The sequence below is a fragment of the Nocardia sp. X0981 genome, from assembly GCF_977089955.1.
In genome coordinates this window covers 2,416,994-2,431,865 of record NZ_OZ372435.1, presented here as the reverse complement: position 1 = coordinate 2,431,865, position 14,872 = coordinate 2,416,994, and the positions used below count along the sequence as shown (strand labels likewise).

Genomic DNA, 14,872 nt, shown 5'->3' with positions numbered 1-14,872 from the left:
CGGGAGCGGTTGCGCAGGAAGCGGTACTCAGCGAGCGAACAGCAGCGCGCGTTTCACTTCCTGAATGGCCTGGGTGACCTCGATACCACGAGGGCACGCGTCCGTGCAGTTGAAGGTGGTGCGGCACCGCCACACCCCGTCCACCTCGTTGAGGATGTCCAACCGTTCCCGAGCACCCTCGTCCCGGCTGTCGAAGATGAAGCGGTGCGCGTTCACGATCGCGGCCGGGCCGAAGTAGCTGCCGTCGTGCCAGTACACCGGGCAGGAGGTGGTGCAGCAGGCACACAGAATGCATTTGGTGGTGTCGTCGAACCGGGCCCGATCGGCCTGGCTCTGAATCCGCTCGAAGGTCGGCTCGTTACCCGAGGTGATCAGGTACGGTTTCACCGCCCGGAACGCGTCGAAGAACGGTTCCATGTCCACGACCAGGTCCTTCTCCACCGGAAGGCCGCGGATGGGCTCGACGGTGATCGTGACCGGCTTGCCGTTCTTGGGCAGCATGTCCTTCATCAGGACCTTGCAGGCCAGCCGGTTCACGCCGTTGATCCGCATCGCGTCCGAACCGCACACACCGTGCGCGCAGGAGCGACGGAAGGTGAGCGTGCCGTCCAAGTAGGACTTGATGTAGATCAGAAGGTTCAGGAAACGGTCCGTCGGCAGGGCCGGCACCTGGAACGATTCCCAGCGCTGCCCCTGGCCGTCCTCGGGATTGAACCGGGCCACCTTGACGGTGATCATGGTCGAACCCTCGGGCACCGGCGCCGGGTTCGCGGCCGACGCTGCGGAATTCTCGGCTACAGCGGTCATCAGTACTTACGCTCCATCGGCTCGTAACGGGTCTGCACCACCGGCTTGAAGTCGAGCCGGATGTCCGACAGCAGATCCTCGCCTTCCTTGTACGCCATCGTGTGCCGCATGAAGTTCACATCGTCGCGATCGGGGTAGTCCTCGCGAGCATGACCGCCGCGCGATTCCTTGCGGTTGAGCGCGCCGACCACGGTGACTTCGGCCAGTTCCAGCAGGAAGCCGAGTTCCACGGCCTCGAGCAGATCGCTGTTGTAGCGTTTGCCCTTGTCCTGCACGGTGATGCGGGCGTACCGCTCCTTGAGCGCGTGGATATCGGTGAGGGCCTGCTTGAGGGTGTCCTCGGTGCGGAACACCGAGGCGTTGTTGTCCATCGACCGCTGCAGTTCGGTGCGGATATCGGCGACACGCTCGTTGCCGTGCTCCGACAGGATCAGCGCCAGCCAATCCTGCACCATCTGCGCCGGCTTCTCCGGCATATCGACGAAATCGGCGCGCTGAGCGTACTCGGCGGCGGCGATACCGGCGCGGCGGCCGAACACATTGATATCGAGCAGCGAGTTGGTGCCGAGCCGGTTCGCGCCGTGCACGGAAACGCAGGCACACTCCCCGGCGGCGTACAGTCCGGGCACGATATCGGTGTTGTTCCGCAGCACCTCGCCCTGGATCCGGGTGGGGATACCGCCCATCACGTAGTGGCAGGTCGGGAAGACCGGTACCAGCTCCTTCACCGGGTCCACACCGAGGTAGGTGCGGGCGAACTCGGTGATATCGGGCAGCTTCTCCTCGAGCACGTCCTCACCGAGGTGGGTCACGTCGATGTAGACGTAATCCTTGTTCGGGCCGGCACCGCGGCCCTCCAGCACCTCGAGCACCATCGAGCGGGCGACGATATCGCGGGGCGCGAGGTCTTTGATGGTGGGCGCGTAGCGTTCCATGAACCGCTCGCCGTCCACATTGCGCAGGATTCCGCCCTCACCGCGCACGGCCTCGGAGATGAGGATGCCCAGCCCGGCCAGGCCCGTCGGGTGGAACTGGTGGAATTCCATATCCTCGAGCGGCAGGCCCTTGCGGAACACGATCGCCATACCGTCACCGGTGAGCGTGTGCGCGTTGGAGGTGGTCTTGTACATCCGGCCCGACCCGCCGGTGGCGAAGACGACGGCCTTGGCGTGGAAGACGTGCAGCTCGCCGGTGGCCAGCTCGTAGGCGACCACACCGGTGGCGACGGGGCCGTGGTCGGTTTCGGTCAGCACCAGGTCCAGCACGTAGAACTCGTTGAAGAACTCCACATCGTGCTTGACGCAGTTCTGGTACAGCGTCTGCAGGATCATATGACCGGTACGGTCGGCGGCGTAGCAGGCGCGACGCACCGGCGCCTTACCGTGGTCACGGGTGTGTCCGCCGAAGCGGCGCTGGTCGATCTTGCCCTCGGGTGTCCGGTTGAACGGCAGGCCCATCTTCTCCAGGTCGAGGACCGCGTCGATGGCCTCTTTGGCCATGATCTCCGCGGCATCCTGGTCCACCAGGTAGTCGCCGCCCTTGACCGTGTCGAAGGTGTGCCACTCCCAGTTGTCCTCTTCGACATTGGCCAGGGCCGCGCACATACCGCCCTGGGCCGCGCCGGTGTGGCTGCGGGTGGGGTACAGCTTGGTCAGCACAGCGGTACGCGCCCGGGGGCCGGCCTCGATGGCCGCCCGCATACCCGCGCCACCGGCGCCGACGATCACGACGTCGTAGCGGTGCTCCTGAACAGGCCGGGCCTCCACCGAACCGCTTCGTTCACTGCTCTCACCAGCGGCGGCGCTTCCTTCGCTGCGCTCACCGATAGCGTCGATTCGTTCGCTGCGCTCACTCATGCGAGGTGGCCCGTTCCTAACTGATATTGGGGTCGAAGGTGAAGATGACGTAGGTGCCCACGCCCATGACCAGGATCATCGACAGCACCAGCAGCGTGTTCAGCCAGAACCGGGTCGAATCCTTGCGGGCGTAGTCGGCGATCACGACGCGCAGGCCGTTCCCACCGTGCAGCTGCGCCAGCCACAGCATGGTCAGGTCCCAGATCTGCCAGAACGGACTGGCCCAGCGACCGGCGACGAAGGCGAAATTCAGACGCTTCACACCGCCGTCGAGCAGCAGCATGATCGCCATATGGCCGAGGACCAGCAGGATCAGCGCGACACCGGAGAAGCGCATGAACAGCCAGGCGTATTTCTCGAAGTTGCCGCCCGTGCGCGCGCGGGGGGAGCGAGGCAGATCCAGGCTCGCCGGACGGTCGTGGCTCTTGCCGAGAACGGGTGCGGTCATGGTCTCAGTGCTCCGTCAGCAGTAGGTAGAACATGCGGCCGATCGCGGGAATCAGGAGCACCACCAGGAGGCCGAGGATGCCCCAGAGCATCTGCTTCTGATACCGCGGGCCCTTGGACCAGAAGTCCACCAGAATCACCCGCACGCCGTTGAGCGCGTGGAACAACACGCAGAAGACCAGGCCCATCTCCATGAGGGCGACGATCGGGGTCTTGTAGATCTCGATCGCCTCGTCGTACGTTTCCGGGCTGACCCGTACCAGCGCGGTGTCCAGGACGTGCACGAAAAGGAAGAAGAAAACCGTGACACCGGTGATCCGGTGCAGGGCCCAGGACCACATTCCGGGGTCGCCTCGGTACAGCGTTTTGCGCTTCGGCTGAGCCGGAGCTTCTATCGTGGCCATAGAGTTTCGGTGCCTCCAACATCGTTGATGGACCCGGTCACAGATCCCGGCACCGGTGTAGCGGAGCCGGATATCCGGTGGCGAACCAGCCCGCGGCCGACAGGGGCCGACTCCGGGGCCGCTGTCGATGGGCTCGCCGCCGCCGAACCTGAACCGATCTGTTCTGGACTCTAATCCTCCGACAAGAGGGGAACTAATTCGGCGTGCCGTGCGTTGCGTCGCATTCCAGCAGGTTAGGTTTACCTTTGTCGGGCCGTCACGGGTGGCGCGACGGCTCCGCCATGCCCTCGTGAACCCCTCCCGGAAGCACACCCCGGGGTCGGCGAAATCGCTGGTAACCCTTGCCGGACAAGTGATCCGACAATTTCCGCTCACCGCCGGGAGGCGCTCCGCGCTTTCCGGCCGGCACAGGACCTCTCAATGACGGGGTCACCCTTGTGCGCGACAGCAGTGTGCAAAATATCTCAGTCCACGAACGCAAGTTACTCCAGAGTAATCGAGAAATCGCTCGGGTGGAAGTGGCTTCCCCCCCACCGGCACCGCCGACCGGATCACACCGTCACCGCACCCGGCACGGCCGTACCATCAAAAACCACGCCGGACGGCCCCGAACGTCGCGGCCCACCCGGAACCCGGACCCGACGGCGGGAGCAGGTAATGGATATCGACTGGAACACGCTGCGCGCCAGCGCTCACGAGGCGATGCGGCAGGCCTACGCGCCCTATTCACGGTTCCCGGTGGGCGCGGCCGGCTGGGACGGGGAGACGATCTCCACCGGCTGCAATGTGGAGAACGTTTCCTACGGACTCGGCCTGTGCGCGGAATGCGTCCTGGTGGGCAACCACCGGTTGCGGGGCGGCGGGCGATTGACCGCGGTATCGGTCTGCGATTCCCGGGGCCGGGTCCTGCTTCCCTGCGGCCGCTGCCGGCAGGTGCTCTACGAGTTCGGCGGCAAGGAACTGCTGATCGACCACCCCGGCGGCCCCATCCCCCTGGGCGAACTACTGCGTGACGCCTTCGGCCCGGACGATCTGGCCGCCGGTCGCACCTGATCGGTGCGGCACACCGGCTACCACCTCGATGGAATCCCGGTGCGGGAGTATCCGTTGGTCGGAGTATGACAGTTCCCCTCTCCGTCCTCGACCTCGCCGCCGTCGCCGCCGACGGATCGCACCGGCAGGCGCTCGCCGACACCCTCACCGTGGCTCGCGAAGCCGAGCGCCTGGGGTTCCAGCGGTTCTGGGTCGCGGAGCACCACGGTATGCCGGGAATCGCGAGTTCGGCGCCGCCGGTGCTGATCGCCGCCGTGGCCGCGGCCACCGAGCGGATCCGGGTGGGGTCGGGCGGGGTGATGCTGCCCAACCACGCCGCCCTGGTGGTGGCCGAACAGTTCGGCACCCTGGTCGCGTTGTACGGCGACCGCATCGACCTGGGCCTGGGGCGGGCGGCGGGCACCGATCCGCTCATCTCGGCGACCATCCGGCGCGGCGCCACCGCCGAAGCCGTGGAGGATTTCCCCAAGCAGGTGGTGGAACTGCTGGCCTATTTCGGGACCATACCGCCGCTGCGCGGCGGGCAGGGCGACCGTATCCGGGCCATCCCCGGCGAGGGTGACGTGCCGGAGATGTGGCTGCTCGGGTCCAGCGATTTCAGTGCCCGGCTGGCCGCCATGATGGGTTTGCCGTTCGCCTTCGCCCACCATTTCGCCGGCGGGCGGACCACCCCGCTGGTGTTCGAGCTGTACCGGCGCGAATTCCGGCCTTCGGAGGTGTTGCGCGAACCGCATTCGATGCTGGCGGTGGCGACGGTGGTCGCCGATACCGCCGAGGAGGCGCGGCGGCGGACCCTTCCACAGAGCCTGGTCCAGCTACGGATGCGCACCGGCCGGCTACCCGAGCGCATCCCGACGCTGGCCGAGGCGGAGGAGCATCCCTGGTCGGAAGGGGAGAACGCATTCGTCGACGAGCGCAACGCCCAGCAGGCGGTGGGCACCCGCGAGCAGGTGCTGGACCGGCTGGACGAGCTCGTGAAGGAAACCGGCGCCGACGAGATCATCGTGGCGCCCACGGGTCCCACGGTGGAGCACCGGCTCGAGACCCTGCGCGCCCTTCGAGATTAGGGGCTCTCGAACAGAGCGGATACACCCATGCGGGGTGGCGGCGCGCAGCGCGGCCACCCCACACCTGTGATGGACAGATTTTCTCCTGCCGGGCCTTGCACTCTCATGGGAAGAGTGCTAAAAATTATCTATGTCAGATGACATAAGTTATCTGATTCCCTTCGATTAGAGAATGGAGTGAACAGGAGGTGGCGACCATGCTGATGCGCACCGATCCCTTCCGCGATCTGGATCGCCTGACTCAGCAAGTGTTCGGCACGCCCGCTCGTCCGGCAGTGATGCCGATGGACGCCTGGCGCGAGGGGGACGAGTTCTACGTCGAACTGGACCTGCCCGGGATCGATCCGGACTCCCTGGATCTGGATGTCGAACGCAACGTGGTAACCGTGCGCGCGTCGCGGCCGGAGCTGGACTCGGGCCGGTCGATGATCGCCGCCGAGCGCACCCGCGGGGTGTTCAGCCGCCAATTGTTCCTGGGCGACAACCTCGATACCGACGCGATCCGTGCCGACTACCGGGACGGCGTGCTGCGCCTGAGGATCCCGATCTCGGAGAAGGCCAAGCCGCGCAAGATCGAGATCGCTCGCCACGACCACGAACGTCAGGCCATCACCGCCTGATCGTCCCCACCGGCGCTGACACAGGGGGCCGGCACATGACCGTAGCGACCGGAATCGCCGTCGGCGAGTTGCCGGATCTCGACGCCCGGCTACTCCTCCTCGACCCGGATCTCGAAGAGCTGTTCGCAGAGGTGGATGCCATTCTGCGCGCCGCCCGGCGGCCGAGACCGCCACGGTGGTATCCGATCGGTGGCCCTCGGCGGCCGTTGCCCGGCGTTCGGCGAGAACCGCCCCGGACGCGGGGGCGCCGACCGGCTCCGGGGCGGCCCCGCGAACGCGGCCCGCCCGGCGGCACCACGGTCGCCGGCCATCCCGCGGCAGCGAAGAAAGCGAGGTGATGCCTGTTCTCCCATCAGCAAGTGGTTCATCGCATTCTCCGAATCTCTCCGAGACGGATGGGCCCGGTCGACGCAGTTCCCGCCGGGCCCACCCGCCGCTCCCGCATTCCCGCCGATGATCTTCGAGGGTGGGCACATCGCCGCGACCGTGCTCGCGGCCGGTCGCGTTCGCATCCGGGTGCCCCCGCCTCGGGCACAGGAGATCGTTTCCATGACGAGCGAAACAGCGACCATCACACCGGACCCCACCGCGGTCACCGACCACCACGCCGCCGACCTGCGGTGGCCCGACCCCAGCCCCCTGCACGACTGGTGGACCGAGGTCATGGACGGGGCCCTGCTACCTCGCGCCACCGAATAGTCCATTCCTCCCGGCGCACCACCGGACCGAGCGACCCGCGGGACGCCGCACCCCTTCACTGCGACACTGGGCTATGTGACGGCACACGACGCGATCTCGATCATCACCGCCAAACGAGACGGCGGCGAACTCTCCGACGAGCAGATCGACTGGGCCATCAGCGCTTTCACCAGTGGCGAGATGGCCGACGAGCAGATGGCCGCGCTGGCCATGGCGATCGTGCTGCGCGGGATGAACCGGCGCGAAACCGCGCGCTGGACCCGCGCCATGATCGAATCGGGGCGACGGCTGGACTTCACCGATCTGCCCCGGCCGACCGTCGACAAACACTCCACCGGTGGTGTCGGCGACAAGATCACTCTCACGCTGGCCCCGCTGGTCGCCGCCTGCGGAGCGGCCGTACCCCAGCTGTCCGGCCGGGGACTGGGCCATACCGGGGGAACCTTGGACAAGCTGGAGTCGATCCCGGGCTGGCGATCCGACCTCGGGCTGCAGCGGATACGGGAGATCCTCCGCGATCCGGCCGCCGCAGCGGTGATCTGCGCCGCCGGCGCGGACCTCGCGCCCGCCGACAAACGCCTCTACGCCCTGCGTGACACCACCGGTACCGTCGAATCCATCCCACTGATCGCCAGCTCGATCATGAGCAAGAAGATCGCCGAGGGAACCGCCGCCCTCGTCCTCGATGTGAAGGTCGGTTCCGGCGCCTTCATGCGCACCCGCGACGAGGCCTACGATCTCGCCACCGCCATGGTCGAACTGGGCACGGACGCGGGGGTGGATACGGTGGCCTTGCTGACCGCGATGGATACCCCGCTGGGTCGTACCGCGGGCAATGCGCTCGAGGTCGCCGAGGCCGTGGAAGTGCTGGCCGGCGGCGGTCCGGACGATGTGGTGGAACTGACGGTGGCGTTGGCCCGCGAAATGGCCGGTCTGGCCGGGTTGGACACCGACCCCGTCGACGCCCTCACCGACGGCCGGGCCATGGACCACTGGCGGGCGATGATCCAGGCCCAGGGCGGCAACCCCGACGCACCGCTGCCCACGGCCGCGTACACCGAGACCCTGTCCGCACCCGCGTCCGGCACCCTGACCGGTCTCGACGCGCGCGCCGTCGGTATCGCCGCCTGGCGGCTGGGCGCCGGCCGGGCCCGGCAGGGCGACCCGGTGCAGTCCGCGGCCGGTATCGAATGGCACGCACGCCCGGGTGAGCCGGTCACCGCGGGCCGTCCCCTGTTCACCCTGCACACCGATACTCCCGAGGCCTTCCCGCGCGCCTTCGAGGCGCTGCACGGCGCGTTCACCATCACCAACGGCATCGAAAACGAACCCGCACCCGGTCCGCTGATCCTGGGCCGGATCGCCGCCGAGCGGCGGCACACCCACACGCACACGTCACCATCGCGGCAGGCACAACGGGGGCCCGGATACCCGGCCGGGCACCCGGGGGCCGGGCATCTCCGTCCGCATCCGGTCGCTGACCCCGGAGGGAAATCGGAGTGAGCGGATACGGAAGAGCAGGAAGCTTTCGAGGCGTCCGGCTGACCCGCCGGAAATTCAGCGATACCGTCGGAGTATGACCGGACCGATGCCGCTGGACCTCGCCTCGTTGCGCCAGGCGCCCAAGGCTCTGCTGCACGATCACCTCGACGGTGGTCTGCGCCCCGCCACGGTGCTCGAACTCGCCCATTACTGCGGATACGACCAGCTCCCCGCCGACGATGCCGATTCGCTGGCACGATGGTTCCGGGAGGCCGCCGACAGCGGATCGCTGGAACGCTATCTGCAGACCTTCACCCATACCGTCGCGGTGATGCAGACCCCGGAGGGCCTGCGCCGGGTGGCGCGGGAATGCGCGGAGGATCTGGCCGATGACGGCGTCGTCTACGCCGAGGTGCGATTCGCGCCCGAACAGCACCTGGAACAGGACCTTTCCCTGGACGAAGTGGTCGAACACGTCCTGGCCGGATTCGCCGAGGGCGCGGCGTCCGCCGCGGCGGACGGCCGGCCCATCGTGGTGCGCTGCCTGCTCACCGCCATGCGCCATGCCGCCCGTTCCCGGGAGATCGCCGAACTGGCGGTCCGGTTCCGGGACCAGGGAGTGTGCGGTTTCGATATAGCGGGCGCCGAGGCCGGACACCCACCCACCCGGCACCTGGACGCGTTCGAGTACATGCGGGCCAACAACGCGCATTTCACGATTCATGCGGGCGAGGCCTTCGGACTGCCCTCCATCCACGAGGCGCTGGCTTTCTGTGGTTGCGACCGGCTGGGTCACGGCGTTCGCATCGTCGACGATATCGAGGTGCCCGGCTCGATCGAGGAAGCTCGGCTGGGCCGGCTCGCCGGATACGTCCGGGACACCCGGGTGCCGCTGGAGTTGTGCCCGTCGTCCAATGTGCAGACCGGAGCGGTGCCCTCACTGGACAAGCACCCCTTCGACCTGCTGGCGCGGCTGCGATTCCGCGTCACCGTGAACACCGACAACCGGCTGATGAGCGATACCACCATGAGCCGGGAGATGCTGAAACTGCACCAGACCTTCGGGTACGGCTGGAGCGATCTGGAGCGTTTCACCATCAACGCCATGAAATCGGCCTTCATCTCGTTCCCGGAGCGTCTGCGGATCATCGACGACATCATCAAACCGGGGTACGCGGTGCTCCTGGGGTGAGCCGGGAACCCGGCGGCGCCGGCCGGGAGCCGTCGATGGGAGCCCATGGCGCGCATCGCGAACCGGAAGATTCTAGGCTCACCGTCGATGTACAACAGGGAGCTACACCAACGCACCGCCCGTCGTTTCGGCTCGGTGCTCACCGCCGCGCTGCTCGCGGCCGGACCGATCACCGTATGCGGGCCCGCGATCGCGCAGCCCCCGCCACCCACCACGGCCTCGTTCGCCACCCCCGTCACCGACGATTGCCCGCAGAAGATCCAGCCGCCACCGGCCATCGACTCCTCCGAGGTCCCCCGGCCGGGCGAACCCACACCCCAGCCGCTACCGGTCCCGGACTCCCCGATCGGCGGTAAACGCCTCGGCGAGTGTGGGGTGGTGCTGCCGACGGGCGCGCCCGCGGTACCGGCGGATATCTCCGCGACCGCGTGGATGGTGTCGGATCTGGACACCGGCGCGGTGCTGGCCACCAAGGATCCGCACGGACGCTACCGCCCGGCCAGCACCATCAAGGTCCTGCTGGCGACGCTCGCGTTGCGCACCCTCGATCTGGAGAAGGTCGTCATCGGCACCCAGGCCGATGCCGATGTGGAGGGCACCCGGGTGGGGATCGGTCCGGGCGGCCGCTACACCAACCGTCAGCTACTGCACGCCTTGATCATGGCCTCCGGCAACGATGCCGCACATGCCATCGCCGCCCAGCTCGGTGGCGACGAGGCCGCGGTCGCGAAGATGAACGATCTCGCGAAATCGCTGTACGCCTACGACACCCGCGCGGCCACGCCCTCCGGCCTGGACGGCCCCGGTATGAGCACCTCGGCCTACGATCTGTCGCTGCTGTTCCGGGAAGCCATGTCGATACCGCTGTTCGCGGAGATGATCGGTACCGAACAGATGGACTTCCCCGGATACCCCGCGGATCCGCGCATACCCGGCGACCAGGACCATCCGGGGTTCCCGATCGCCAACGACAACGGCCTGCTCTACAACTACCCGGGCGCGCTCGGCGGGAAAACCGGTTTCACCGACGATGCCCGGCAGACCTTCGTCGCCGCCGCGGAACGCGACGGACGCCGTCTCGCGGTCACTCTGCTGCAGGCCGACGTCCTGCCGATCCGGCCGTGGGAGCAGGCGGCCCGGCTGCTCGACTACGGTTTCGCTCTCGATCCCACCGCGAAGGTCGGCGATATCCCCGGCGACCGCGCCGAATCCGTATCCGGCGCACCGGAGTTGGCGACTCCCCCATCGGATGCCGTCGCCTATTCGGCACAGCCGCGCGGCAGCGGCGAATTCGACGAGCTGTGGATGTTGCTCATGGTGGCCGGACTGGTCCTGGTGCCGATTCTGCTGGTGGGCACCTGGCATATCCGCACGCGGGGGCGCTGAGACCCGTTCTCCAGGGACGCCGGCCGGGAAACCGGCCGGGCGTCCGCCGGAGTCGGTCGGTGGGTCGAACCCGAGCCGGAGGCGCTCACCCACATCCGCTCTGCGGGTCGGCGACGAAGAAGTCACCGGCTCTCTTGCGGACCTCGGCGCACCGGAAATCCAGTTCGTCGGCGCTGTCCGCCGCGACGAACGCGAGACCCAGGGCCACCGAATCCATCATGGATCGGGTGGCCGGGTACGTCTCATCCGGCCGAGCCGCCATCCGGACCTCCAGTACCCCCGGCAACTCCGCCAGTTCCACGTCCGCGCCGCCGAGATATCGGGCCCGGCGATCGATACTGAACAGCACCAGGGCGCCGTGCCGGGACAACGTATAGCCGCCGGGCCGATGCGCGAGTGGCGCACGCACCCCGAACAGCTCCGCGATGTACTCGCATTCCCGGTGGACCTGCGAGCTACCGGTGAGCAGAAAGGTCTGCCGCGGATGACCGATACCGTGCGCCCGGGCACCGAAATCGATCAGGCGGGGACCCAGCGGGCCGGACATGATCTCCATATGCGCGGGTCCGATCCGCACCCCCAGGGCATCGAGCACCTGCCGGGCGTAATCGGCCAGCTCGCTCACCACCGGATCGTCGTGGTCGATCCACCGCCCCCGCTCGTAGACGAAATCCCCGGACTCGGAGACCCGTTTGTCGTAGACGGTGACGCAGAGAAGTTCGTGGTCACCGGCCTCGGAGAAGGTGTCCACGGCGTATTCCACCCGCGGAGCGGGGTACATCTGCTGGATCAACGCGGCCGACCGGCCACCGAAAAACCCGGAGGCCTCGGTGATCGCGGAGACGGCCTCGGTCAGTTCGGCAGGGTTCGCGACCAGCCGGACATCTACGGAGGCAGCTCCCCGGGCGGGTTTGACGACCAGCTTCCGGCCCCGGCTCAGTTCGGCGATCGCATCCGCCGGAACGTCGTTGTGGCCGGCGGCGACGGACCGGGTCGTCAGGCTGGGAACACCGGCGGCTGCCAGCGCCTCGAACATGTACTGCTTATCCCATCTCCGCGGAGGCGAAGCCGGATCGTTGGCCGGGCATTCCGGAATATCGGTGCGTAGGCGGTCGCTTAATTCGACGCCGGGCTCGGATCCGGCGACGACATATTTCACCGACCGTTCCGCACACATTCGGAGAAGCGACTCGTAGGATGCCCCCAGATCCGCTTCGAAATTCACCGCGCCGGGAGTGGGCGCGCTACGGAAACCCGATACCAGAGCGTGGTCGGTATCCAACAGGATCGTGCTGATCCCGTACTCCTCCAGCACGGGTGCGTACAGCTTCCCCGAGCTCACCGGATCGACGATCAGAACCGAATCATCAGGCACGGACCGGACTCCTATCCTTGTTCATTCCTGCTATTACCGCTATGGACCCGGCGGCGAAGGAGACCTGGATGACGAGCGTCCAGTACAGCGCGCTGTCGTACAGCACACCGAAAGCACCCAGCCCCGGTCCGACCGCGAAACCGATCGACTGGGCCGCCGACAGGTATCCCTGGAACCGGGGATTCTCCGCATGCGTGGAGATCTCGGCTATCGATGCGCTCGCCTGAGGGATGAAAACGGCTTCCCCCAGTGAGAACAGCACGAATCCGAAAATACATACGCCCCAGCTCGTTCCGGCCCCGCATACGGCGAGTCCGAGTCCGGTGACGAAGATGCCGAGTCCCAGCGCGTAGTTCCATCTGACCTTGGTCATCATGGAGTTGAGCGGTAACTCGAAAGCAATGATGAAAACGGAATTCACGACGAGCAGAACACTGTAGAGTTGCGCGCCGTTCGGGACCTGGTCGACGGCCAGGGGGATTCCGCTCGTGCTCTGGACATAGACGGCCATGGCGATCCCGAACACGCCGACGATCGTCCAGAGACGTGCCGTACGGGAGGCGTCGTATCCGGTATCCGCCGGGGAGCCGAAGGCGAAGGCCGTCGCGGCGGTTTTCCGCTCCCGTGCCGCCGCGAGACGCTCGGTCGCGCGCAGCCGGGAGCGCTGGGACATCAGCAGGATCGCGGTCGCGAGCGAACCCACCGCGGAGAGAGTGAACAGCAACGAGAAATTGTTCTCGCCCAATGCCGCCACCGCGATCGGCGCGACCGTGACACCGCTGCTGAGAAAAATACGGTGAAAGGCGACGACCGTTACGGCGTTGCCCGCATAGCTCGAACCGGTGACCAGAGCCGCCGCAGGTCCGGAAAAGGATTGCGTTACCGCCACGCTGAGAGACGTCACCACGATGGCGGGCAGCGGTGCCGTGGTCGTCTGGCCGAGCACGAACAACAGCGGAATATTGAGCAGCGATCCGGTGACGAGCACATCGGTCGATCCGAATCGGGCGGCGAACCATCCTCCGGCGAGTGACCCGAGCACACCCGCGAAACCGGCGGCGAACAATGCCAGGGACAGGGCCGAGGCGCTCAGGCCCATCGATTTGTAGAAAACCGTGGAGAACAACGCCAGGAACCCCACCGACCGGCTGAGAAAGGTAGTGATCGAGACGATCCACACTTCCGGCGGAAACGAGAGGGTTTTCCGTTTACCGCTCCTGGGTTCCGGGCGCCGCGTCGATACGACGGACTCCACCGAGTCCTCCTCTGCTCGGCAGCAATTCGAACGCTTGATACCCGGTCCATTTCCGAGTATCGGGCTGCCGAAGCCCGACCGTATGGCATGCGCCTACGGCGAACATCCGTAATTTCGCCGCGAAATATCCGCATAGGCGCGAACAACTTACTTAGGTGTATCCGTCACGGCTCCGCGTGCTCGGACCGGCGCCGGCGCAGCCGGGTAACTCCCAGGGCGGCGAGCACACCCACGCCGAGTAACGCGGCCGCCCCACCGAAAGCCGGTCGTCCATCGGCCTGCATTCGCGGCCGGATCACCGCCGGCCCGGGTACCGGCACCGAGACGAGCTGCTCGTTCTCCCGCGCGGTTGCCGCCCACGCCGTGGCGAAGAGGATGATCCGGTAGACCACATAACTGAACACCATGATGCCGATGATCGACCCGAAAGCCGCTCCCGCCGGGCTGTTCAGCACCGACCGCAGATAGATCCCCGCGATATTCTTGAACACCTCGAAACCCACGGCCGCCAGCGCGGCAGCCTTCAGGGCACTGCGCAGGGTGACCGGTTCCCGCGGTAGCCGCGCGATGATCCAGGCGAACAGCGCCCACGACGCCGCCATGGCGAGCACGGTGGACAACAGCCACAGCAGCCACCGCACGCCGGGCATATCCGTGAGTCCCAGCAGTTCGAGCAATTCCACCCCGAGACGGCTGGACGCCAGCGCCGACAGACCCAGCGAAACCACCAGGGCCAGGAACAGGCCGAGCAGCGCACCCAGGTCCGAGAACTTGGTGCGGAACCAATTGTCCTCGTCGGATTTCTGTTCCCACTGCTCGGTCAACGCCGCGCGCAGATTCGCCATCCAGCCCAGTCCCGAGTACAGACCGGTGAACAGACCCAGCACACCCACCGTCCCGCGGGATCGCACGGCCTGATCGATCAGGTCGTTGAGCTGATCGCCCATTTCACCCGGAATGTTCTCGACGACCTTGGCCTGCAGCTCGTCCAGCAGTTCGGCATTGCCCGCGAGAACGAAACCGGCGACGGCGAAGGCGATCATCAGCAGCGGGAACAAGGACAGCACCGTGAAATAGGTGATGCCCGCGGCATAGTGGTCCCCGCGCCGGCTCTGATATCTACCGACCGCACGCACCAGGTGGTCGAGCCACGGCCGCTGACCGATCGTGCGCTGAACGGCGGCCTTGATGTTGTCGATCACCTGCACTGTCTTCGCCCCTCGTCGCCA

General features: G+C 66.9%; 14 protein-coding genes. 7 read left to right on the top strand and 7 right to left on the bottom strand.

From position 1 onward, the window contains the following. Nucleotides 1-27: 27 nt before the first annotated feature. Genes ACYR7D_RS10500 through sdhC form a run of 4 tightly spaced genes read right to left on the bottom strand, consistent with a single transcriptional unit; the run spans nucleotide 28 to nucleotide 3,514 of the window. On the bottom strand, nucleotides 28-807 hold the full coding sequence (locus tag ACYR7D_RS10500; protein WP_459549416.1) for a succinate dehydrogenase iron-sulfur subunit: 780 nt from the start codon (nucleotides 805-807) through the stop codon (nucleotides 28-30). Further along, complete coding sequence (gene sdhA, locus ACYR7D_RS10495) at nucleotides 807-2,663, bottom strand: succinate dehydrogenase flavoprotein subunit (RefSeq protein WP_459549415.1); 1,857 nt, start codon at nucleotides 2,661-2,663, stop codon at nucleotides 807-809. Before sdhA ends, ACYR7D_RS10500 begins: the two co-directional genes overlap by 1 nt. Before the next feature lie 16 nt (nucleotides 2,664-2,679). Beyond that, nucleotides 2,680-3,111 (bottom strand): succinate dehydrogenase hydrophobic membrane anchor subunit, encoded by a 432-nt coding sequence (locus tag ACYR7D_RS10490; RefSeq protein ID WP_459549414.1) that lies wholly within the window; start codon nucleotides 3,109-3,111, stop codon nucleotides 2,680-2,682. A 4-nt stretch (nucleotides 3,112-3,115) separates the two neighbouring features. Further along, complete coding sequence (gene sdhC / locus ACYR7D_RS10485; RefSeq protein ID WP_459549413.1) at nucleotides 3,116-3,514, bottom strand: succinate dehydrogenase, cytochrome b556 subunit; 399 nt, start codon at nucleotides 3,512-3,514, stop codon at nucleotides 3,116-3,118. 657 nt (nucleotides 3,515-4,171) lie between these two features. Here sdhC and ACYR7D_RS10480 point away from each other — a divergent pair. From ACYR7D_RS10480 to ACYR7D_RS10450, 7 genes are all read left to right on the top strand, one after another. Then, a complete protein-coding gene (locus ACYR7D_RS10480) occupies nucleotides 4,172-4,567 on the top strand; it encodes a cytidine deaminase (protein ID WP_459549412.1) in 396 nt (131 codons plus the stop codon). Nucleotides 4,568-4,632: 65 nt separating this feature from the next. Further along, nucleotides 4,633-5,634: an LLM class flavin-dependent oxidoreductase gene (locus ACYR7D_RS10475; protein WP_459549411.1), complete on the top strand. Its 1,002-nt coding sequence runs from the start codon at nucleotides 4,633-4,635 to the stop codon at nucleotides 5,632-5,634. A gap of 197 nt (nucleotides 5,635-5,831) precedes the next feature. Then, nucleotides 5,832-6,254, top strand: coding sequence for an Hsp20/alpha crystallin family protein (locus ACYR7D_RS10470; RefSeq protein ID WP_459549410.1), 423 nt, complete (start codon nucleotides 5,832-5,834; stop codon nucleotides 6,252-6,254). A gap of 549 nt (nucleotides 6,255-6,803) precedes the next feature. Continuing rightward, nucleotides 6,804-6,953 (top strand): hypothetical protein, encoded by a 150-nt coding sequence (locus tag ACYR7D_RS10465; protein ID WP_459549409.1) that lies wholly within the window; start codon nucleotides 6,804-6,806, stop codon nucleotides 6,951-6,953. Between the two features lie 75 nt (nucleotides 6,954-7,028). Next, nucleotides 7,029-8,456, top strand: coding sequence for a thymidine phosphorylase (locus ACYR7D_RS10460; protein ID WP_459549408.1), 1,428 nt, complete (start codon nucleotides 7,029-7,031; stop codon nucleotides 8,454-8,456). A gap of 73 nt (nucleotides 8,457-8,529) precedes the next feature. After that, on the top strand, nucleotides 8,530-9,627 hold the full coding sequence (locus ACYR7D_RS10455; RefSeq protein ID WP_459549407.1) for an adenosine deaminase: 1,098 nt from the start codon (nucleotides 8,530-8,532) through the stop codon (nucleotides 9,625-9,627). Nucleotides 9,628-9,714: 87 nt separating this feature from the next. After that, nucleotides 9,715-11,013: a D-alanyl-D-alanine carboxypeptidase family protein gene (locus ACYR7D_RS10450; protein WP_459549406.1), complete on the top strand. Its 1,299-nt coding sequence runs from the start codon at nucleotides 9,715-9,717 to the stop codon at nucleotides 11,011-11,013. Between the two features lie 85 nt (nucleotides 11,014-11,098). Here the strand turns inward: ACYR7D_RS10450 and ACYR7D_RS10445 are convergent, their stop codons facing one another. The 3 genes from ACYR7D_RS10445 to yhjD form a co-directional block, all read right to left on the bottom strand. Next, entirely contained in the window at nucleotides 11,099-12,388 is a 1,290-nt protein-coding gene (locus ACYR7D_RS10445) for an ATP-grasp domain-containing protein (RefSeq protein WP_459549405.1), read from the bottom strand. Then, a complete protein-coding gene (locus ACYR7D_RS10440; protein WP_459549404.1) occupies nucleotides 12,381-13,643 on the bottom strand; it encodes an MFS transporter in 1,263 nt (420 codons plus the stop codon). Before ACYR7D_RS10440 ends, ACYR7D_RS10445 begins: the two co-directional genes overlap by 8 nt. Before the next feature lie 164 nt (nucleotides 13,644-13,807). Continuing rightward, nucleotides 13,808-14,851 (bottom strand): inner membrane protein YhjD, encoded by a 1,044-nt coding sequence (gene yhjD, locus ACYR7D_RS10435; protein WP_459549403.1) that lies wholly within the window; start codon nucleotides 14,849-14,851, stop codon nucleotides 13,808-13,810. Between the last annotated feature and the right edge of the window lie 21 nt (nucleotides 14,852-14,872).

Bases quoted from the DNA above. Each gene is read 5' to 3' on its own strand.
- ACYR7D_RS10455 (WP_459549407.1), top strand. From the start codon at position 8,530: ATGACCGGACCGATGCCGCTGGACCTCGCCTCGTTGCGCCAGGCGCCC.
- ACYR7D_RS10465 (WP_459549409.1), top strand. From the start codon at position 6,804: ATGACGAGCGAAACAGCGACCATCACACCGGACCCCACCGCGGTCACC.
- ACYR7D_RS10475 (WP_459549411.1), top strand. From the start codon at position 4,633: ATGACAGTTCCCCTCTCCGTCCTCGACCTCGCCGCCGTCGCCGCCGAC.
- sdhA (WP_459549415.1), bottom strand. From the start codon at position 2,663: ATGAGTGAGCGCAGCGAACGAATCGACGCTATCGGTGAGCGCAGCGAA.
- sdhC (WP_459549413.1), bottom strand. From the start codon at position 3,514: ATGGCCACGATAGAAGCTCCGGCTCAGCCGAAGCGCAAAACGCTGTAC.
- ACYR7D_RS10450 (WP_459549406.1), top strand. From the start codon at position 9,715: ATGTACAACAGGGAGCTACACCAACGCACCGCCCGTCGTTTCGGCTCG.
- ACYR7D_RS10500 (WP_459549416.1), bottom strand. From the start codon at position 807: ATGACCGCTGTAGCCGAGAATTCCGCAGCGTCGGCCGCGAACCCGGCG.
- ACYR7D_RS10480 (WP_459549412.1), top strand. From the start codon at position 4,172: ATGGATATCGACTGGAACACGCTGCGCGCCAGCGCTCACGAGGCGATG.
- ACYR7D_RS10470 (WP_459549410.1), top strand. From the start codon at position 5,832: ATGCTGATGCGCACCGATCCCTTCCGCGATCTGGATCGCCTGACTCAG.
- ACYR7D_RS10490 (WP_459549414.1), bottom strand. From the start codon at position 3,111: ATGACCGCACCCGTTCTCGGCAAGAGCCACGACCGTCCGGCGAGCCTG.